At 74.8% G+C, this 21,295-nt stretch carries 11 protein-coding genes; all 11 read left to right on the top strand.

Going from position 1 to position 21,295, the window contains the following annotated elements; translation table 11 throughout:
- Position 1: 1 nt before the first annotated feature.
- The 11 genes from ACFY04_RS40230 (at position 2) to ACFY04_RS40180 (ending at position 21,288) form a co-directional block, all read left to right on the top strand.
- Positions 2-1,264 carry an MDR family MFS transporter gene (locus ACFY04_RS40230; protein WP_389125420.1) on the top strand — a complete coding sequence of 421 codons (1,263 nt, stop codon included), beginning with the start codon at positions 2-4 and terminating at the stop codon, positions 1,262-1,264.
- Complete coding sequence (locus ACFY04_RS40225; RefSeq protein WP_389125416.1) at positions 1,257-1,826, top strand: GNAT family N-acetyltransferase; 570 nt, start codon at positions 1,257-1,259, stop codon at positions 1,824-1,826. Before ACFY04_RS40230 ends, ACFY04_RS40225 begins: the two co-directional genes overlap by 8 nt.
- A 92-nt stretch (positions 1,827-1,918) precedes the next feature.
- The gene (locus tag ACFY04_RS40220) at positions 1,919-2,047 is read left to right on the top strand and encodes a hypothetical protein (protein WP_389125413.1); all 129 of its coding nucleotides are present in this window, start codon (positions 1,919-1,921) and stop codon (positions 2,045-2,047) included.
- Positions 2,040-3,644 (top strand): (2,3-dihydroxybenzoyl)adenylate synthase, encoded by a 1,605-nt coding sequence (locus ACFY04_RS40215; protein WP_389125410.1) that lies wholly within the window; start codon positions 2,040-2,042, stop codon positions 3,642-3,644. The genes ACFY04_RS40220 and ACFY04_RS40215 overlap by 8 nt, the downstream gene beginning before the upstream one ends.
- Before the next feature lie 91 nt (positions 3,645-3,735).
- Positions 3,736-4,341: a response regulator transcription factor gene (locus ACFY04_RS40210; RefSeq protein ID WP_389125407.1), complete on the top strand. Its 606-nt coding sequence runs from the start codon at positions 3,736-3,738 to the stop codon at positions 4,339-4,341.
- A gap of 518 nt (positions 4,342-4,859) precedes the next feature.
- Positions 4,860-9,539 carry an amino acid adenylation domain-containing protein gene (locus ACFY04_RS40205; RefSeq protein WP_389125404.1) on the top strand — a complete coding sequence of 1,560 codons (4,680 nt, stop codon included), beginning with the start codon at positions 4,860-4,862 and terminating at the stop codon, positions 9,537-9,539.
- A complete protein-coding gene (locus tag ACFY04_RS40200) occupies positions 9,536-15,064 on the top strand; it encodes an amino acid adenylation domain-containing protein (RefSeq protein WP_389125401.1) in 5,529 nt (1,842 codons plus the stop codon). The genes ACFY04_RS40205 and ACFY04_RS40200 overlap by 4 nt, the downstream gene beginning before the upstream one ends.
- A complete protein-coding gene (locus tag ACFY04_RS40195; protein WP_389125399.1) occupies positions 15,061-16,161 on the top strand; it encodes a Gfo/Idh/MocA family oxidoreductase in 1,101 nt (366 codons plus the stop codon). The genes ACFY04_RS40200 and ACFY04_RS40195 overlap by 4 nt, the downstream gene beginning before the upstream one ends.
- A gap of 71 nt (positions 16,162-16,232) precedes the next feature.
- Entirely contained in the window at positions 16,233-17,696 is a 1,464-nt protein-coding gene (locus ACFY04_RS40190; protein WP_389125396.1) for an MFS transporter, read from the top strand.
- Positions 17,693-19,576, top strand: a complete 1,884-nt coding sequence (locus ACFY04_RS40185) for an ABC transporter ATP-binding protein (protein ID WP_389125394.1) — start codon at positions 17,693-17,695, stop codon at positions 19,574-19,576. Before ACFY04_RS40190 ends, ACFY04_RS40185 begins: the two co-directional genes overlap by 4 nt.
- A complete protein-coding gene (locus tag ACFY04_RS40180) occupies positions 19,573-21,288 on the top strand; it encodes an ABC transporter ATP-binding protein (RefSeq protein ID WP_389125391.1) in 1,716 nt (571 codons plus the stop codon). The genes ACFY04_RS40185 and ACFY04_RS40180 overlap by 4 nt, the downstream gene beginning before the upstream one ends.
- Positions 21,289-21,295: the final 7 nt, after the last annotated feature.

Raw genomic sequence — 21,295 nt, 5'->3', positions numbered from 1 at the left:
CATGACTGTCATCGACGCACTCGGCCTGCCCCACACCCGCGGGCGCGTCCCGCTGGTCCTCGCACAGCTCGTCGACGCCCTGGGCACCGGCCTGTTCCTGCCCTTCGCCGTCGTCTACTTCCACGCCGCCAAGGGGATCCCCCTGGCCACGGTCGGCGTGATGCTGTCGATCGCCGCGCTGCTCTCCTTGCCCGCCGGACCGCTGGCGGGCCCGCTGATCGACCGGTTCGGTCCGCGGCGGGTGGTCGTCGCGAGCAACCTGGTCCGCGTGCTCACCTTCAGCGGCTATGTGTTCACCGACGTGCCCTGGCAGCTCGTCGTGCTCGTCACGGTCACCTTGTGGGGCGAGAGCCAGTTCCGGCCGGCGGCCGCCGCGCTGGTGGCGCAGGTGGCCGACGGCGGGCAGCGGGCGCGCTGGTACGCGATGGATCGCGCCCTGCGCAACGTCGGGTTCGGCGCCGGCGGGCTGCTGGGCAGCGCGCTGGTCGGCTGGGGCGGGAGTCCGGGCTACACCGCCGTGGTGGTGTTCAACGCGGTGTCGTTCCTCGTCGCGGCCGCTCTGGTCGCGGCCTGGCGCCGGGCCGCCGCCCCCGTCGCCTCCGGGCCCGGTCCCGCCCCGGCCGGGGACGGGCCGGCGCCCGGGCGCGCCGGGTACCGGGAGGTGCTCGCCGACCGCGCCTTCCGCGGCGTACTGGTCACCGTCGCCGTGTTCGCGCTGTGCGACCTGGCGCTGACCGTGCTGCTGAGCGCGTACGTCATCGAGGCGCGTGGCCTGCCCGCGTGGCAGCCCGGCACGCTGTTCGCGCTCAACACCCTCCTGGTGGTGCTGGGGCAGACCGCGGTGGCCAGGGCGGTCGAACGCCACCGCCGCCCCCGGGTGCTCCAGGCGGCCGCCCTCCTGTGGACGGTGTCCTTCGGCCTGTTCGCGATGGTGCCCGGGGAGCACAGCGCGCTCGCGTTCGCCGTACTCGTCCTCGGCATGGTCGTCTTCACCGCCGCGGAGCTGCTCCAGGCGCCGACCAGCAGCGCGCTGACCGTGGCGATGGCCGGCGAACGGCTGCGGGGCCGCTACCTGGGGCTGGAGGAGCTGATGTGGGGCGTGGCCCGGGTGCTGGCACCGGCCCTGTTCACCTGGCTGCTGGCCAAGGGACCGGGCCTGCCCTGGCTCGCCCTCGGGCTGTGCTGTCTCGCAGCGGTCGGGGTACTGTGCCGCCTCGGCCGCGTGCTGCCGGCCCACGTCCAGAGGGAGACCGTCGGTGGATGAGCGCGAGGCCGTGCTCCACCGCCCCCAGGAGTTCCGCGACGTCTACCACCGGGTCTACCGGGAGGCGCCCTACCACGAGGACGCCTCGGCCGCCGACGCCTTCGCCGCGCAGCTGGCCGCACACGCGGCGCTGCCCGGCTTCGCGGTGGCCGCCGTGCGCGACGGCGGCGCCCTCGGCGGCTTCGCGTACGGGGTGCGCCGCGAGGAGGGCTGGTGGCACCCCCGGGCTGCCGCGCCCGCGCCGCACCGGCTGCGCGGACCGCTGTTCTACGTCTACGAACTGGCGGTCCTGCCGCGGCTGAGGGGCCGCGGGTACGGGCGCGCGCTGCTGGAGGAGCTGGTGGCCGCCCGCACCGAGCCCCACGCCGTGCTCGCCGCCTCGACCAGGGCACCGGCCCGCGAGCTGTACCGGCGGTGGGGCTGGGAGAAGGCCGGCGAACTCACCGGGCCGCCGGACGGCGTGGACCTCCTCGCCCTCCCCCTGAGGCCCGCACCGGCCGCCGCGGGGGTGCCGCGCGACCGCGCGGGAGCTCCCCCTGCCGACCGGGACCACCCGTCCTGAAGAACGCGTACAGAAACTCGCCAGGTTCCCCGTGCGAGGCTGCTCCGCCGTAGGTCCTTGCGATCCACAAGGACAGAGGGAGGCGCGGTGACATGCGTGGCGAGGAGCATCTGGGCGGGGCCGGCGTCCTCGGCGTGGCGCGGTACCGGAGACCAGGACGGTACTGCCACGGGGCGCTGAAGGGCGCGGCGGCGCCGGGGGCCGGGGCGGACGATGCCTGAGGGCTGCGTGCCGTGGCCCGAGCCGTTCGCCGAGGAGTACCGGGCCCGGGGCTACTGGAACGACGAGGTCCTCGGCAGCCTGCCCACCCGCCTGCCGGGTGTCCGGGACAGGCCGGCGGTCGTCACCGCCACCCGCACCCTGACCTACGGTCAGCTGGACCGGGCCGCCGACCGGCTCGCCGCGGGTCTCGCCGGCCTCGGCCTGCGTGCCGCCGACCGGGTCGTCGTCCAACTGCCCAACGACGTCGAGCTGGTGGTGCTGTGCGTCGCCCTCTTCCGGCTGTGTGCGATACCGGTGTTCGCGTACCCCGGGCACCGGACCGCGGAGATCGTCCACCTCGTGAACAGCGCGCAGGCGGTCGCCTACGTGTGCGCGGACGAGGTGGCCGACTGCGACTACCGCACCATCGCCAAGGACGTGCTGGCCGGCACCGACAGCCTGCGCCACGTCCTGGTGGCCGGCGAGCCGGGCCCCTTCGCGGCGCTCCACGAGGTGAACGGCGAGCCGCTGGACCTGCCGGCCCCGGACGCCCGGGACGTGGCGCTGCTCCTGCTCTCCGGAGGCACTTCCGGGCCGCCGAAGCTCATCCCGCGCACCCACGCCGACTACAGCTACCAGCTGCGCCAGAGCTCACGGCTGTGCGGCTTCGGGGCCGCCACCCGCTACCTGTGCGCCCTGCCCATGGGGCACAACTTCGCCCTGGCCTGTCCCGGGGTGCTGGGCACGCTGCGCCTGGGCGGCGCCGTGGTGCTGGCCCCCTCGCCCGACCCCGAGGTGTGCTTCCCCCTCGTCGAGAGCGCCGGGGTGACGGTCACCTCGCTCGCGCCGCCCATGGTGTCGGTGTGGCTCGACGCCGCCGAGAGGACCGCGTACGACCTGCGCTCCCTCGAACTCCTCCAGGTCGGTGAGGCCCGACTCGCGCCGGTCACGGGGAGCAAGGTGGCCGGACGGCTGGGCTGCGTCCTGCAGCAGGTGTACGGGATGGCGGAGGGCCTGCTCAACTACACGCGTCTGGACGACCCGTCGAGCGTGGTCCTCCACACGCAGGGGCGGCCCCTGGCGGCGGCCGACGAGATCCGGATCCTGCGGGAGGACGGTCAGGAGGCGGCACCGGGGGAGGAGGGCGAGCTGTTCACCCGCGGCCCGTACACGGTGCGCGGCTACTACCGGGCCGGGGAGGGCGAGCGGACCCCCTTCACCCCCGAGGGCTTCTTCCGCACCGGTGACGTGGTCCGGCGGACGGCCGCGGGCTACTTCGAGGTCGTGGGACGGACCGCCGACGTCGTCAACCGGGGCGGTGAGAAGGTGCCGGCCCGAGAGCTGGAGGACCACCTGCTCGCCGATCCCCGCATCGCTTCGGCCGCGGTGATCGGCCTGCCGCACCCGGACCTGGGGGAGCAGACCTGTGCGTGCGTGGTGCCGCAGGACGTGGCGAGACCGCCCACCCTGCGCGAGGTGCGGGCCGGGCTCACGGACCGCGGCATCGCGCCGTACAAGCTGCCGGACCGGCTGGTGACGCTCGGGCGGATTCCGCTGACGGCCGTCGGCAAAATCGACAAGGGAGCCCTCGGGGAGCAGCTCCGGGAGGGCAATTGAGCGCCCCCGCGCCGCTGTCCGATATTGCGGCAGATTTGATTTTCGTACGCGTATGCTATCTTTTTGAGATCCCGATCGATGGAGGATTCACGTGAGCATCGATGTCTTGGTTTTTGATGATCTGCATCTGTCTCGCGTTGCGCTCACGGCGTTATTGGAACAGTGCCCGGAGATTCGCGTCACTGGCTCGCTGGAAAGTAAAGACGCCGTGCTGGAGTTCGCCGAGCTGCATCGGCCCGACATTGTGATCATCAGCTTCGAGGGCAGGGACGCGGAAACGGTCGAACTCGCCGAGAAGACGGCCGCTCTCCCCGAGTGCCGGACCTTGCTGGTCGCCACCGCGTGCATCCGGTCGGTCGTCCGCAGGGCCTTCGCCGGCGGGATCGACGGAATGGTGCGGCGCGGGGCCCCGCCCCGCCGCTTCTTCGAGGCCATCCATTTGGTCCACCAGGGTGAGCGGGCCTTCGACGCCGAGCTGACGGTCGCCGCCGTGGCCGGCGGGGACTGTCCGCTGACCGTGCGGCAACTGTCCGTGCTGGAGCATCTCGACCACGGCGACACCATGGAGGAGATCGCCGCGCGCCTGAGCCTGTCCGAGGGGACGGTGCGCAACTACATTTCCTCGATGGTGGCCAAGATAGGCGCGCGCAACCGCATTGACGCGTTGCGTATGGCCCGCGATCTCCAGTGGATCTGACAGTGCACACCCCTTCCATCCGGGGTCGGGAAAACCTTATTCGGGGCCGTGCGAAGCGCATGGTGACGAATGTGAGGTGAATCTGTCGCAATGCGATTGACGACTGACAGCGTCCTTATTGCTGGCTGGAATTCAGTCAGGCGTATTGGATGTGCGGGAGGTTGGTCGTGCCGCACCGAGCCGTCGTCACAGGTGTGTCCTGGGAGAAAGGTGCGGATTCCGTTGAATTCATTCCGGCCGAGTATTCGCGCAGGACCCAGCCGGAATCGGTGGCGCGGGAGATGCTCGGATGTGACCCCGCGGACATCGACGTTCTGGTCGACGCGGGTCTGCCGTTCGAGGACCGCTGCCCGCCCGCGTGCGGCTCCGTCCGCTGCGCGGCTCTCCCAGAAAGCATCCAGATTCTGGCCAGTTGCACCTGTGAGGCTGAGTCGGGCCTCCGGCCGCTGCTGCGCGGGCCCACCACCGAGGAGGCGCGCAGAGCCGCTCGCACGCGACCAACGAACCGGAGTTATCGGATGTCACAGGAGTTTGTGCCGCCCCGGGCCCGAGCCGTGAACACGGCGGTCCCCGCACGGGAACCGGAGACCTTGCGGCTGGAGGTCTCCCGGCTGCTGGACATGGCACTGGGCCCCGAGGACGACGAGGCCAACCTCTTCGAACTCGGCCTGCAGTCCATGCAGCTGATGTCCCTCACCAACTGGCTCAACCGCGCGGGCGCCCGGGTCGACTTCAGAGTGCTGTCGGCGGACCCCCGGCTGGCCGCCTGGTACGACCTGCTGAAGGGCGCGACCGGCCCGGCCCCCGCACCGGACGGGTCCCGCGGCCCGGCCGCAGGACCCGTCGACGAAGCGGGGACCTTCGCCCTCACCGAGGTGCAGCAGGCCTACTGGATCGGGCGCGGCGACGACCAGCCGCTGGGCGGCGTCGGATGCCACGCCTACCTGGAGATCGACGCCCAGGAGGTCGACCCCGCCCGCCTGGAGGGCGCCGTGCGCGCCCTGCTGGAGGCCCACCCCATGCTCCGGGCCAGGTTCGAGCCCGACGCGACGCAGCGCGTGCTGCCGCGGGCCCCCTGGCCCGGACTGACCGTGCACGACCTGCGGGACCAGCCCGAGCAGACGGCCACCCGCACCCTGGAGGAGCTGCGCGGCCGCCTCTCGCACCGGCGCCTGGACGTCGGCGCCGGCGAGGTCGTGGACCTGCAACTGAGCCGACTGCCGGGGACCGGCGGCGACCGGCTCCACCTCAACGTCGACCTGCTCGTCGCCGACGTCCACAGCATCCGGCTGCTCCTTGCCGACCTGGCCGCGCTGTACGACGACCCCGCGTCGGTGCCCGCTCCGGCCTACACCTTCCAGCGGTACCTGGCCGAACGCGACGAGGGCCGGCGGGCCGCGCGCGAGACGGCGCGCGCCTACTGGCAGCGCCGGCTCGCGGACCTGCCGGGCGGCCCGCGGCTGCCGCTGGCGACCGAGCCCGCGGAGCTGGAGGTCACCCGCTTCGTACGCCGGACCCATGAGCTGGCCGACACCGAGTGGAGCGCCCTGCGCCGGCGGGCCGCCCGGGCCGGCGTCACCCCCGCCGTGCTGCTGGCCACCGCCTTCTGCGAGGTCCTCGCCCGTTGGAGCGGTGAGGAGCGCTTCCTCCTCAACCTGCCCCTCTTCGACCGCGACCTGGGGGCGCACCCGCAGATCGGACGCATCGTCGCCGACTTCACGAGCCTCGTGCTGCTGGAGGTCGACCTGACCCGGGGGGACGGCTTCGCCGAACGCGCCCGCGCCGTGCAGCGTCAGCTGCACGAGGACGTGGCACACGCCGCGTACACCGGAGTGGACGTGCTGCGCGACCTGGTCCGCGCCGACGCAGGCGCACCGGGCACCGCAGCGACGACGGCACCGGTCGTCTTCGCCTGCAACCTCGACGCGCCCCTGGTCCCCGACTCCTTCGCCGAGCGTTTCGGGGAACTGTCCTGGATGCTCTCCCAGACCCCGCAGGTCTGGCTCGACCACCAGGTCTACGCCACCCGGGACGGGGGGCTGCTGCTGGCCTGGGACTCGGTGGACGACCTGTTCCCGCCCGGCGTGCCGGCCGCCATGATGGCCGCCTACACGACACTGCTGCGCCACCTCGCCACCAGCGACGAGCCCTTCGCCGACTCCCTCGCCGAGCCGTTATCCGAGCCCGGCGCCCAGCCCGCCGACGAGCGCGTCGAGGCGGACCTCCCCCTCCCGCTGCCCGTCGCGCAGCGCCGCCGCCGCGACGAGGTGAACTCCGCGACCCGCGCGCACAGCGGACGCCTGCTCCACACGGCCTTCTTCGCGCACGCCGCGCGGCGTGCCGCCGATCCCGCACTGCTGTGGCACGACAGCGGCCGCCTCACCCACGGCGAACTCGCCGGGCGGGCCCTGCGCATCGCCGGCTCCCTCGTGGCGCGCGGCATCGGACCGGGCATGTCGGTGGTGGTCTCGGTGCCCAAGGGCCCGGACCAGATCGCCGCCGTCCTCGGAGTCCTCGCCGCGGGCGCCGCCTACGTACCCGTCGGCGCCGACCAGCCGGCCGCGCGCCGCGCCCGCATCCTGGAACTCAGCGGCGCCCGCCTCGTCCTGGAAGGGGCCGGGCTCCCGCAGGCGCCGGACCCGGCCACCGAGGTGCTCGGCATCGCCGAGGCGCTGACCGGGCGGCCCCTCGACGCCCCCGTACCCGTCGCGCCCGAGGACACCGCGTACGTCATCTTCACCTCCGGCTCCACCGGCACGCCCAAGGGCGTCGAGGTGAGCCACCGGGCCGCCGTCAACACCGTCGAGGACATCGACGAGCGGTTCGGCATCGGGCCGCGGGACCGGGTGCTGGCCGTCTCCGCGCTGGACTTCGACCTCTCGGTGTGGGACGTCTTCGGACCGCTGGCCGAGGGCGGTGCGATGGTCCTGGTGGACGAGTCCGACCGGCGCGACGCACACCGGTGGCTGGCCCTGTGCACCCGGCACGGGGTGACCGTGTGGAACAGCGTTCCCGCGCTGCTCGACATGCTCCTCACCGCGGCGGACGGCGCCCCACTGCCCGCCTCGCTGCGCCTGGCCCTGCTGTCGGGCGACTGGATCGGCCTGGACCTGCCCGGACGGCTGGCCGCCTCGACGGACGGGCGATGTCGGCTCGTCGGGCTCGGCGGTGCCACCGAAGCCGCGATCTGGTCCAACGCGTACGAGATCACCGAGGTGCCCGCGCAGTGGGTGTCGGTCCCCTACGGGAAGCCGCTGCGCAACCAGAGGTTCCGGGTCGTCGACGGCCGCGGCCGCGACTGCCCCGACTGGGTGGCGGGCGAGCTGTGGATCGGCGGCGACGGCGTGGCCCTCGGATACCGGGGGGAGCCGGACCTGACGGCGGAGCGCTTCCCCGTCGTGGCGGGGGAGCGCTGGTACCGCACCGGCGACCTCGGCCGCTACTGGCCCGACGGAAACCTGGAGTTCCTCGGCCGGCTCGACCACCAGGTGAAGATCAACGGTTTCCGTGTCGAACTCGGTGAGATCGAAGCCGCCCTCCAGTCCCACCCCGACCTCTCCTCGGCTGTCGTCGTCACCGTCGGAGAGCGCCGCCGCGAACTCGTCGCCGCCGTCGTGGAGCGCCCTCCGGGGCACGGTCCGGCTGACGGTCCGGCGGACGCCGTCGAGGACTCCGGACCGGAGCGGCAGCCCCTGGACGAGGGCGATCCGCTCGAACTGCGGCTCGTCGAGGCGGTACTGGCCGAGGTGGTCGCCCCGCTGCTGGCACCCGCCGGGACCCTGCCGGTGCGCGAGGAGCAGCGTCCCGTCCTGGACGCCTGGCTCGACCAGCTCGCCCGGCATGACGTCGTACGGCGCGAGGGCGACGCGGTCCGGCCGGGCCCGCGGTGGGAGCGGGTGCGCGCCCCGGGGCGGTTCGAGGAACTGCGCGTGCCGGCGGCCGGCACCCACCTGGAGCCGGTGGCGAACGCGCTGGCCTGGGCCGCGCCGATGCTCGCCGCCGTACTGAGCGGCGAGGCCCACGCCTCCGTGCTCCTGGAGGATCCCGTGCTGTCGCCGGAGGGCCTGGCCGACGCCATGCCAGGGAGCAGGAGCTGCCTGGCCGCCGTCGCGGCCGCCCTCCGGGCGGACCTCACCGCCGATCCCGAGGCCGCCTCCGACGCCACCGCCCCCGACGCCGGGGCCGGGCCGCCGGCCGTGGCGGACTGGGACGCGGCCGGCGGGCTCGGCGCCGCACGGCTGCTCGCCGGCCTCGAACCCGGCTCCGTCGACTACACCCTGCTCGGCCCGTCCCCCGCCCTCCTGGCGGCGGCCGACGCCCGGCTCGCGGACTCGGGGCACCGGGTCCGTACCGTCCAGCAGGGGCCCCTCGCCCTGTCGGGTGCGCACCTGCACGCCTATGACGCGGTCGTGGCCGCCAACGTCCTGCACCGCATGCCCGATCCGGAGACCGCCGCCGCCACCATGGCGCTGCTGCTGCGGCCCGGAGGCCGGGTCCACATCCTGGAACGCACCCGTCTCACGCCGCTGGCGCTGCTGATCGCCCTGCCGCTGGAGGCGGAGGCCGGCCGGCTCGGCCCGGGCGGCACGGGCGCAGACCGGCTGCACTCCGGACCGCGATGGGTGCGGGCGTGCGCCGCCGCCGGGCTGGTCCAGGTGCGCGTGGAGCGCACGGAGCCCACCGGCGAGGTCCTCCTCTCGGCACGCCGGCCCGCCACGGCCGGTGCCCCCGGCCAGGAGGGTCTGGCCCGCTGGCTCGCCGACCGGGTACCGGCGCACATGGTGCCGGGACACTTCGCGGCCCTGCCCGCCCTGCCGCTCAGCGCCAACGGCAAGGTCGACCGCCGCGCCGTACGGGGCGCGCTCGCCTCCCTGGCCGTCTCGCCGAGGGAATCCGGCGAGCCGCCCCGGGGCGCCACCGAGCAGTCCGTGGCCGCGCTGTGGTCGAAGCTGCTCGGCCTCGCCTCGGTGGGCCGGGACGAGAACTTCTTCGTCCTCGGCGGCGACAGCCTCCTCGCCACCCGGCTGGTGGCCGCGGTCCACCGGTCCCTCGGCGTCGAACTGCCCATGCGCGAGGTGATGAGGGCGCCCACCGTGGCCTCCCTGAGCACGCTGATCGAGGGGCTCCTACGCGAAGCCCAGGACACGACACCGGCGGACCAGAGCCCGGCCGGTGACTACGAGGAAGGTGAGCTGTGACCGTCGGCGAGCTGATCAGCGAGTTCGAGCAGGCCGGGATCCGGGTCTGGCGGGAGGGGCACCGGCTGCGCTTCCGCGCCCCGCGCGGAGCGATGACGGACGAGCGCCTGGAAGTCCTGCGCGTCCGCAAGGAGCAACTGCTCTCCGCGCTGCCCGACCGGACCCCGCCCGCCGAGGATCCGGCCGGCGACCCGGGCGCCCCCGCCGTCACCTGGACGGCCGACCCGGACCACCGCCACGAGCCCTTCCCGCTGACGGACATCCAGTCCGCGTACCTGCTGGGCCGCGACGAGGCCTTCGACTACGGCGGCGTCTCGTGCCACATCTACCTGGAGTTCCGCCGCCCCGCCGACCTCGATCCGCAGCGGCTGCAAGAGGCCTGGGACGGCCTGGTCGAGCGCCACGGCATGCTGCGCTCGGTCATCTCGCGCGACGGCACCCAGCGCATCGCCCCCGCCCTCGCCGACACCCGCATCCGGGTCGCCGACCTGCGCGGGCTGACAGCCGAGGCCGCGACCGAGGCGGCCGCCTCCGTCCGCGCGGAGCTCTCCCACCGGGTCCACCCGGCCGGGGAGCGGCCCATGTACGAGGTGCGGCTGACGCGCCTGGAGGGCCACTGCCTGCTGCACCTGTCGATGGACTTCGCGGTGCTGGACTGGATCAGCATCCAGCTCCTGCTCACCGAACTGGACCGCCGCTACGAGCGGCCCGGCTGTCCGCTGCCGCCCGTGGACGCCACCTTCCGCGACTACGTCGGCGCGGAGCGCCGACTGCGCGACACCGCCCGCTACGCACGCGACCGTGCCTACTGGTGGGACCGCGCCGAGGAACTGCCCGCCGCACCGGCCCTCCCGCTGGCCGACGGCCACACACCGGCCGACGCGCCGCCCCGCTTCCGCCGCCTGGCCGCCTCGCTGACCGAGGACACCTGGAGGGACCTCAAGAGCAGGGCGGCCGCCCACGGCACCACCCCGGCCAACGCCGTGCTCGCCGCGTACACCGAGACCATCGGCCGCTGGAGCGCCGCCGAGCGATTCACCGTGGGGCTCACCGTCCTGAACCGGATGCCGCTCCATCCGCACGTGGACCGGCTGCTCGGCGACTTCACCTCGGTGAGCCTGCTGGAGGTCGACCAGTCGCGGCGGGCCGCGTTCGACGACCGGGCCCGCGCCCTGGGCGAGCGGCTCTTCGAGGACCTCGACCACCGGCTGTGCAGCGGCGTCGAGGTGCTGCGCGAGATCGCCCGGCGCCGGGGCCGCGAAGCAGCCCTGATGCCCGTGGTGTTCACCGGCGGCATCGGCGTCGTGGGCCGCGCGCTCGGCGAGGGGGCCGGGCGGCTGCGCCCGGTGTACGGGATCAGCCAGACCCCGCAGGTGTGGATCGACTGCCAGGCCACCGACCAGTTCGGCGGCCTGGAGGTCAACTGGGACGTCCGCGAAGGGGTGTTCCCCGACGGCCTGGTGGACGAGATGTTCGCCGCGTTCGCCGGCCTGTTGCGCCGGCTCGCGCAGCAGGACGCCCCCTGGGGTGAGGCCGATCCGCTCGGCCTGCCCGCCCGCCAGCGGGAGGTGCGCGACACCGTCAATGCCACGGCGGCCCCGGAACCCGGCGGTCTGCTGCACGAGCCGCTGGTGGCCTACGCCCGCCGGTTCCCCGACCGCACCGCGGTCGTCGACTCCGCCGGAGCGATGACGTACGGGGAATGGCTCGGCCGGGCCGGCGGGGTGGCCGGGGAACTGCGCGCCGCGGGCTGTCGCCCCGGCGACTTCGTCGCCGTCCTCCTGGACAAGGGGCGCGACCAGGCCGTCGCGGTCCTGGGCGCCCTCCTCGCGGGCGGCGCGTACGTGCCGGTGGACACCGCGCAGCCCCGGGTGCGCCGCGACCGAATTCTCACCGGCTGCGGGGCGCGCTACGCGCTCGTCCCCGACGCCGCCGTGGCCCGGACGTTGCCGGAGGACTGCTACCCGGTCGACGTGTCCGCCGCCGGGCGGCGGGCGCCGTCCGAGGTCCCCGACGGGCCTCCGGTGGCGCCCGGCGACCTCGCCTACGTGATCCACACCTCGGGCTCGACCGGCGAGCCCAAGGGCGTGATGATCAGTCACCGGGCCGCCGCCAACACCGTGCACGACATCAACCGGCGCTTCGCCGTCGGCGACACGGACCGCGTCCTCGGCCTCGCCGCGCTCGGCTTCGACCTGTCCGTGTACGACCTCTTCGGGCCGACGGCGCTCGGCGCGGCCCTGGTGCTGCCCGACCCCGCCCGGCGCGGCGACCCCTCCCACTGGGCGGACCTGATGGAGCGCCACGGCGTCACGCTGTGGAACTCGGTGCCCGCCCAGCTCCAGATGCTCGCCCACTACCTCGACGCCGAACCCCGCGAACCGGGCCCGCTGCGCCTGGCCCTGCTGTCGGGCGACTGGATCCCGCTGGCCCTGCCCGCCCACGTGGGACGCCACCTGCCCGGCGCGGAACTGGTCAGCCTCGGGGGAGCGACGGAGGCCGCGATCTGGTCCATCCACCACCGCATCCACCGCGTGGAGCCGCACTGGCGCAGCGTCCCCTACGGCACCCCGCTCGCCAACCAGGGCTTCCGGGTCCTCGACAGCGCCCTGCGCGACCGTCCCGAGCTGGTGGTCGGCGAGCTGTACATCACCGGCGTCGGGCTGGCGGAGGGCTACCTGGGCGACCCCGAGCGCACCGCCGAACGCTTCCCGCGGCACCCCGGGACCGGCGAGCGCCTCTACCGCACCGGCGACCTCGGCCGCTACCTCCCGGACGGCGGGATCGAGTTCCTCGGCCGCGTCGACCAGCAGGTCAAGATCCGGGGGCACCGCGTCGAGCTGGGCGAGATCGACACGGTCCTCGGCGAACACCCTGCGGTCGGCTCCAGCGCCGTCCTGGTCGAGGGCACCGAGGCCCTGGAACGCTCCCTCGTCGCCTTCGTGGAGCCGGCGGTCCGCACGGACCCGCCCGACTCCTCGGTGGCCCGCGCCGTCGAGACCGCGGCCGCCGCCGTGAGCGCCGCACCCCTGGAGGAGGGCGCCCCCGACGCCGGGCAGGTCGCCGCGTACGTGGAGCGCCTGGACCGTGCCTTCCTGCTCTCCATGGCCGACGCGCTGGCCCCCTCCGGCCTCTTCGCCGGAGCGCGGGCCCGCACGGAGGAGGAACTGGTCCGCCTGCTCCGGATCGACGAGCGCCACCACGGGCTGCTGCGCCGCTGGCTGCACGCCCTGGAGCGGGCCGCACTGGTGCGCTCCGAGCCCGACGGGCAGAGCTGGACCGGGGGCGCCGCCCCCCGGCGCACCGAGGTCGACGGAGCCTGGGCCGACCTCGCCGCGCACGCCCCCGCCGCGATCTGCCCGCCCCCGCTGCTCGCCTACTTCCGTGCCCACGCCGACGCCCTGCCCGCCCTGCTGCGCGGCGAGGAGGAGGCCGTACGGCTGTTCTTCCCGGGCGGCGGCCAGGAGGTCGCGCGGGCCTGGTACGCGGACAACCTGGCGGCGCGCCGGCTGCTCACCACGCTCGCGGCGGCCGTCGCCGGCGCGGCGAGCGGCGTCCGGGACCGTCCGCTGCGGATCCTCGAGGTCGGCGGCGGCATCGGCGCGGCCACCGGGCCCGTCCTCGACGCCCTGGGCGAGCGGCCGGTGGACTACCTGTTCACCGACGTCTCGGAGTACTTCCTCGCCGACGCGCGGCAGCGGTTCGGGGCGCGCCCCGGGATGCGCTTCGGCCTGTTCGACATGAACGGCGACCCGCGCTCGCAGGGCCTGCTGCCCAACTCCTTCGACGTGGTCCTGAGCGCGGGAGCGCTCAACAACGCCCGCGACACCGCACAGGTCCTCGACCGGATACGGACGCTGCTCGCCCCCTGCGGCTGGCTCTGCCTGCTGGAGATGACCAGGGAACACCCGGAGATCACGGCCACCCAGGCGTTCATGATGGAGGAGCCGCAGGACCTGCGGCGCGACCGGGCGGACCTGTTCGTCCACGAGGAGCAGTGGCGCGGCCTGCTCGGTGCGGCGGGCGCTACGCAGGTGCTGAGCCTGCCCGGCCCGGACGACGCCTTCGCCGCCCTCGGGCAGGGCGTGTTCGCCGCGGCGTTCAAACAGGACCGCGCCGCACTGGACGCCGACGACGTCGGCCGGTGGGCGGCCGCGCGGCTGCCCGCCCACATGGTCCCCGCGCACGTCCAAGTGGTGGACGCGATGCCGCTGACCTCCAACGGGAAGGTCGACCGCAAACGGCTGCTGGGCTGGGTGCCGCGGCGCGGCGAGCGCGCCGCCGACCGCACGGCCGAGCCGCCGCGCCCCGGTGCGGAGCGCCGCGTGGCCGAGCTGTGGGCCGAACTGCTCGGAGGCGCGCTCCCCGACCGCGAGCAGGGGTTCTTCGACGCGGGCGGCGACTCGCTGGTCGCGGCGCGCCTGGTGGGGCGGGTGCGCGAGTGCCTGCCCGAGGCGGCGGACGTCTCCTTCGACGCCCTGCTGCGCACGCTGCTGCACACCCCCACGGTCGCGGGTCTGGCCGCCCGTCTCACGGCCCCGCCGGTCTCCGGCGCGGGGACGGAAGGGCGCGGCGCCGTGCGCGCCGAGGGGCGGTCCGCGCTGGTCGCCCTGGGCGGCGAAGGGGGCGGGCCGGTGCGGCTGCTGGTGCACGAGGGGCTGGGAACCCTCGCACCGTACCGACCGCTGATCAAGGAACTCGCCGGGCACGGACCTCTGGTGGGGCTCGCCGTGCCCGACAGCGACGGCTACCTCGCACTGGCCCCGGACCGGCTCGTCGAGGACCTCGCCGCCCGGTACGCCCGCGAGGTGCTCGCCGCCGGACACCGCGAGGTCGAGGTCGTGGGCTACTGCTCCGGCGGCCTGATCGCCGCCGAACTGGCCCGCGCCCTCGACGAGGCCGGGGCGGCGGTGCGCGGACTGACCGTGGTGTCCAGCTACCGCATCCCCTACCGGCTGGACGACGAGCTGATGGTCGACTACGCCTTCGCCCGCGTCATGGGCGGGGACCTGGGGGCGCTCGGCTGGCCCGCCGACGAGGGCGACATGGGGCGGGCGCTTGCCGCGGCGCTGGCCCGCTCCCCGAAGGCCCTCGACGCCGGGGTGTTCGCACGGCTCGGCTGCGACGAGACGCTGAGCGCCGTCGCAGACCGCTTCCGGCTGCTGGGCGAACGTCCCCGCGAGGAGCGCCGGGAGGCGCTGCACCGGGCGCTGGCCGCCACCGGGGCGGGCGTGGGCGACGTGGGGCAGGCGGCTGCGCTGCACCGGGTCTTCGAGCACACCGTGCGGGCGGTCACGCACTACGACCCGCTGCCCTACGCGGGCGACATCACCTTCCTGCGCCCGGTGGAGCCCACGCACTTCATCCCCGGCTTCCAGGACGACATGACGCGCTTCTGGCGGGAGCTGTGCCTGGGCGGGCTGACGGTCGTCGACGTCCCGGGCGACCACTTCAGCTGCATCCGGCCGCCGCATGTGGCGCGGACCGCCGCGGCGCTGACCGCGCGGCCGGGAGCGGGACGATGAGCGCTCCGGAGCACGCCCAGGACGCCGCCCCGCGCACCGCCCCGCCGACCGCACCGCTGCGCGTCGTGGTGTGCGGCACCCGCTTCGGACAGGTGTACCTGTCGGCGCTGCGCCGCGACCCGGACCGCTACCGCCTGGCCGGTGTGGTCGCCCGCGGCGGCACCCGCTCGGTGGCCCTCGCCGAGGAGTACGGAGTCCCGCTGTACTCCTCGGTCGACCAGCTCCCCGCGGACGTGGACATCGCCTGCGTGGTGGTCTCCAGCGGCGTCGGCGGTGGCCAGGGCACCGCGCTGGCCCGCCGGCTGATGGAGCGCGGGGTGCACGTGCTCCAGGAACACCCGGTGCACCCGGCCGAACTGGCGGACTGCCTGCGCACGGCGCGCGCCACCGGCACCCAGTACCTGCTCAACACCTTCTACCCGCACGTCGAGCCGGTACGGCGCTTCGTCGCCGCGGCCCGGCGGCTGGTGGAGCTGCGGACACCGGTCTTCGTGGACGCGATGTGCGCCGTCCAGGTCTCCTTCGACCTGCTCGACATCCTCGGCGAGATCTTCGGCGGGGTGCGCCCCTGGTCGCTGACCCCGCCCGCCGCGGCCGGGGGCCGTCCGCTCACCGCCGTGGACGCCGTCGTCGCCGGGGTTCCGCTGACCCTGCGGGTGGAGAACCGGATGGAGCCCGGTGACGACAGCACCAGCCTCTTCCTGCACCGCGTCACCGTCGGCACGGACGCCGGGAACCTGACGCTGGTCAACACCCACGGCCCGGTGGTCTGGAGCCCCGTCCCGCGCACCGCGCCGGACGCGGTGGGCCGGTTCCGGCCCGGTCCCGGAGCCGGCGCCGAGGTGCTCGGGCCCGCCGGGGCGCCCTCCTGGAAGGCGGTGCTGGAGGAGGTGTGGCCGGACGGCGTGCTGCACGCCCTGGACGAGCTCGCGGGGCGGATCGCCGAGGGGGCCGACCCGCTGCGCGCCGCCGGGCGGCATCTGAGCGTGGCTCAGGCCTGGCAGGAGCTGACGGGGGCCCTCGGCTTCCCCCAGGAGGCCCGCCCCGCACCGGGCTCCCCGGTCACGGCGGCGGAGCTGCTCGGCGACTTGGGGTGACAAGCGTCGCGGCCCGGCGATACAGTTATCGTACGCGTACAAATAATGCGTACGAGAATTCTGGAGGAGCAGTGGACGAGAAGGGTCTGAACCGGGGGCGAGTGCTCCTCACGGTGGCCTTGGCGCAGTTCACGGTCACGATGGTGATGTCGATCGTGAACGTGGCGCTCCCCGCCATCCGCACGGGCCTCGGGTTCGAGCCGGACCAGCTCTCGTGGGTCATCAACGCCTACTCGCTGGTCTTTGGAGGCCTCCTGTTACTGGGCGGCCGGGCCGCCGACCTGTACGGACAGCGCCGGCTGCTGGTCCTGGGCGCCCTGGTGTTCGCCGCGGCCTCGCTCGGCGGCACGCTGGCGCAGAACCCCACGGAGATGATCGCAGCGCGGGTCGTGCAGGGGCTCGGCGCGGCCGCCCTGGCGCCCGCCGCCCTCGCGGTGCTCACCACCACGCAGCGCGCGGGCAGGGAACGCACCAGGGCGCTGGGCGTGTACGCCGCGGTCTCGGCCGTCGGCGGCGCGATCGGCGTGCTCGCCGGCGGGCTGCTCACCGAGTACGGCGGCTGGCGCTGGGTCATGTTCGTCAACGTGCCGCTCGCCCTGGCCGTCGCCTGGCTGGCGATGCGGTACGTGCCCGCCGGCGCCGCCGCCGGAGGGCGCCGGATCGACGTCCTCGGCGGTGTCCTCGGCACCGCGGGCATCGGACTTCTCGTCCTCGGCATCGTCCGCACCAACCAGCACGCCTGGACCTCGGCCACCACCCTCGCCACCCTCGCCGGCGCGGCCGTCCTGCTCGGCGCGTTCGCGGTCGTCGAGACCCGGCCGTCGACGACGGACCCGCTGGTCCGCTTCTCCCTCCTGGCCCGGCGCGGCATCGGCGGCGCCAACCTCTTCCTGCTGCTGGTGTGCGCGGGACAGTTCGCGGGGTTCTACTTCGTCTCGCTCCACCTCCAGCAGGTGCTCGTGCTGTCCCCGGTCGCCACCGGCGCCGCCTTCCTCCCCTTCTGCGCGGGCATGATCGCCGGCAGCGCGCTCTCCACCCGGCTGCTCGTCACCCTCGGGGCCAAGGCCCTGCTCGTGCCGGGCGCCCTGGTGGCGGCGGCCGGCTTCGGCTGGTTCGGCCTGATCAGCCCCTCGGGCAGCTTCCTGACCGACATCCTCGGCCCCTCCCTGGTCGCGGGCTTCGGCATCGGCGTGTGCTTCGTCCCGCCGACCAGCACGGCCACCGAGGGACTGCCGCCGCACGAGGCGGGCATGGCCTCCGCCCTGCTCAACAGCGCCCGGCAGATCGGCGGCGCGCTCGGTCTCGCCGTACTCGTCACCGTCCAGGTCCAGCACACCGAAAGCGCCCTGCGGGCGGGCGACTCGCCCCAGGAGGCGATGACCAGCGGGTTCGGGCTGGGGCTCGGCCTGGCCGGAGCGATCCTGGCCGTGGCCGCGCTCGTGGCCGCCGTCGTCCTGCCCCCGCGCACCCGCGCCGCCACGACGGACCGCGCGGCCGACGCGGCCGGCGCCCCCGCCACGGAGGTGCCGCGGTGACCACCACAGCCGACACCGCACCCGACTCCACGGCAGACGCCGCCGCCTCCACCGCCGACCCCGCGGTGGGCACCGCGGCCGACACCGCCGGGCCGGGCAGGGCCCCCGCCGGGCGGGCGCTCACCGGGCTGCTGAGGCCGCACCGGATCGGCCTGGCCGCCGTCCTCGTCCTGCAGACCGTCAGCGCCCTCGGCGGCCTCCTCCCGATGATCGCCGTCGTGGAGCTGGGACGCGCCCTGCTGCGACAGGGACCGGTCGACGAGGACCACGTGTGGGCCGCCGTCGCCCTCGGCGCCGCCGGACTCCTCGTCCGGGTCCTCTTCGGCGCCCTCGCCTCGGGCATCGGCCACCTCATCGACGGCGAACTCCAGTTCTCCGCAAGGCGGCTGCTCGCCGAACACCTGGGCCGGGTCCCCCTCGGCTGGTACGCGCGGCGCAGCTCCGGCGAGCTGAACCAGGTCGTCCAGGGCGACGTGGCCGATCTGCACCCGCTCACCGCCCACACCCCCGGCGAGATCGCCTCCGCGGTCGCCGTGCCCACGGCCTGCCTGGTCTACCTGTTCCTCGTCGACTGGCGCCTCACCCTGGTCACGCTGGTCCCCGTCCTGCTCGGCCTGGCCCTGAACCTCATGCTCGTGTCGGACGGCCGACGCCGCGACCAGCTCGCCCTGGACGGCGCCATGGGCCGGATCGCCGGTTCCGCCGTCGAGTTCGTCGAGGGCATCTCGGTGGTGAAGGCCTTCGGCGCCTCCGGCCGCGCCCACCGCGCCTTCCTCAAGGCGGCGGACGACTTCGCCGACTACTTCCTGGCCTGGGTGCGCGGCGTGGCGGCCCTCGGCGCACTGGCCTCGCTCGTGCTGTCCCCGCCGTTCGTCCTGGTCGTCGTCCTCACCGGCGGCGCGGCGCTGATCACCACCGACGCCATGCCGCCCGCCGACCTGCTGCCCTTCCTGCTGCTGGGGCTCGCCCTCACCGCACCGGTCGCCGCCCTCGGGCACGGCCTGGACGACGTACAGGCGGCGCGGCGGGCGGCCGACCGCATCCAGGGCCTCCTGCGGGTGCCACCGCTGCCCGAGCCCGCCCGGCCGGTGACACCGAGCGGCCACCGCGTGGAACTGCGCGACGTCGCCTTCTCCTACGAACCGGGGCACGAGGTCCTGCGCGGCATCGACCTCGTCCTCGAACCGGGCACCGTCACCGCCCTGGTGGGCCCCTCCGGCGGGGGCAAGTCCACCCTGGCGCAACTGCTGCCGCGGTTCTTCGACCCGACCCGCGGGACGGTGTCGCTCGGCGGCGTGGACCTGCGCGAGGTCGCCCCGCGGGACCTGTACCGCCTGGTCTCCTTCGTCCTGCAGGACGTACGGCTGCTGCGCGCCAGCGTGGCCGACAACATCGCCCTCGCTGTGCCGCGGGCCGGCCGCGAGGACGTCGTCCGGGCGGCCCGGCTCGCCCGCATCCACGACCGGATCCTCGAACTGCCCCGCGGCTACGACTCCGTGATCGGCGAGGACGCCGCCTTCTCCGGGGGCGAGGCCCAGCGGATCTCCATCGCCCGCGCCCTGCTCGCCGACGCCCCGGTGCTGGTGCTCGACGAGGCCACCGCCTTCGCCGACCCCCGCACCGAGCAGGACGTGCGGCGAGCCCTGAACACCCTCCGGGAGAACCGCACCCAACTGGTCATCGCCCACCGCCTGGAGACCGTCGCCGAGGCCGACACCGTCGTCGTACTGGAGGACGGGATCGTCTCGGAGAGCGGAGCCCCCGCCGAACTCCTCGCCACGGACGGCCGCTTCGCGGCGATGTGGGAGGCCCAGCAGACCTGGCCCGACAACCCGCCGCAGGACCCGGGAACCGTCACGAAAGGAGGCGGGTACCGGTGATCCGTCTGATGCTGCGCGTCCTCGGTGACGAGCACGCCCGCCCACTGCGCCGCACCCTCACCCTGATGACCGCGACCGCCGTCGCCGAGGGCCTGTCCTACGCCCTGCTCGTCCCGCTCCTCGGCGCCCTCCTCGGCGGCGACCCCGGCGCCGCGTGGCCCTGGCTCGGCGCCTTCGCGGCCGCCGCGGCCTGCTGCGCCGTCCTGCGCTACCGCGCCGACGTCTCCGGCTTCCGCGCCGGCGCCACCCTCTCCCGGGGCCTGCACCACCGCCTCGGCGACCACCTGGCCCGGCTCCCCCTGGGCTGGTTCACCCCGCGCCGCGTCGGGGACGTGAGCGTCCTCGCCGGCCGCAGCGTCCTGCAGGCGATGTCCGTCCCGGCCCACCGCCTCCAGCCGCTCATCGGCGCCACCGTGACACCCCTCACCGTGGTCGCCGTGCTGCTCTGCTACGACTGGCGCCTCGGCCTCGCCGCCGTGGCGGCCGCACCCGTCGTCGCGGCGACGCTGATCTGGACCGGCCGGGCAACGGCCGCCCAGGACGCCGAGCGGGCACGCCGCGGCGACGAGGCCGCCGGACGCGTCATCGAGTACGTGCGCGCCCAGCCGGTCCTGCGCCTGGGCGGCCGCACCACCGACCGGTTCCGGCTGCTGGACGACGCGCTCGACGGACAGCGCCGCGCGGTGCGCCGCTCCGCGCTGTCGGCGCTGCCCGGTGTGCTGGGACTGTCCTTCACCGTGCAGGCCGTCTTCACCGGGCTCCTGGTACTGGGCACCTGGCTCGCCCTGGGCGGCCGGATCGCACCGGCCGAGGTGCTCGCGCTGCTCGTACTGGCCGCCCGCTGCGTGGACCCGCTGCTGTCGCTCTCCGACCTGAGCGGCCAGATGCGGGCCTCGCGCGGCGAACTGGAGCGGCTCGACGCCGTACTGCGGGAACGGCCCCTGCCGGAACCGGCCTCTCCGGTCCGCCCGGAGCACACCGGCCTCGCCCTCGACTCGGTGGTCCTGCACCGCGGTGGCCGCGCGGTCCTCGACGGCGTCTGCCTGACCGTGCCCGAGGGCGGGCGCCTGGCCGTCGTCGGCCCCTCGGGCGCCGGAAAGACCACGCTGCTGCAACTCCTCGCCCGCTTCCACGACGTCGACGCGGGCGTCGTACGCTTCGGCGGCGTCGACGTGCGCGAGATCGCCGCCGAGGACCTCATGGCCCGCGTCTCCATCGTCTTCCAGGACGTCTACCTCTTCGACGCCACCATCGAGGAGAACGTACGGCTCGGCCGTCCCGAGGCCACCGCCGAGGACCTGCGGGCCGCCGCGGCCGCCGCCCGCCTGGACGAGATCGTGGCCCGGCTCCCGGACGGCTGGGCGACCCGGGTGGGCGAGGGCGGCGCCGTGCTCTCCGGCGGCGAACGCCAGCGCGTGTCCATCGCACGGGCCCTGCTCAAGGACGCCCCGGTCGTGCTCCTCGACGAGGCCACCTCCGGGCTCGACCCGCACAACGAGCGTGCCGTGCAGGACGGCCTCGACCGCCTGCTGACGGGCCGGACCGTGGTCGTCGTCGCCCACCGGCTGCACACCGTCCGGCAGGCGGACTGCATCGCCTTCCTGGACGGCGGACGCATCGTCGAACAGGGCCCCCACGACGAGCTGTTGCGCAAGAACGGCCGCTACGCCCAGTTCTGGCAGGCCTCGGCGGCCCCGGTAACGAGTGAGTGAGGCAGAC

Source organism: Streptomyces sp. NPDC001549 (assembly GCF_042894025.1).
Classification (GTDB): domain Bacteria; phylum Actinomycetota; class Actinomycetes; order Streptomycetales; family Streptomycetaceae; genus Streptomyces; species Streptomyces kutzneri.
The sequence above is the reverse complement of the archived record's forward strand: the minus strand, read 5'-3'. Positions and strand labels throughout refer to the sequence as shown.

Bases quoted from the DNA above. Each gene is read 5' to 3' on its own strand.
- ACFY04_RS40230 (WP_389125420.1), top strand. From the start codon at position 2: ATGACTGTCATCGACGCACTCGGCCTGCCCCACACCCGCGGGCGCGTC.
- ACFY04_RS40220 (WP_389125413.1), top strand. From the start codon at position 1,919: ATGCGTGGCGAGGAGCATCTGGGCGGGGCCGGCGTCCTCGGCGTGGCG.
- ACFY04_RS40215 (WP_389125410.1), top strand. From the start codon at position 2,040: ATGCCTGAGGGCTGCGTGCCGTGGCCCGAGCCGTTCGCCGAGGAGTAC.
- ACFY04_RS40205 (WP_389125404.1), top strand. From the start codon at position 4,860: ATGTCACAGGAGTTTGTGCCGCCCCGGGCCCGAGCCGTGAACACGGCG.
- ACFY04_RS40195 (WP_389125399.1), top strand. From the start codon at position 15,061: ATGAGCGCTCCGGAGCACGCCCAGGACGCCGCCCCGCGCACCGCCCCG.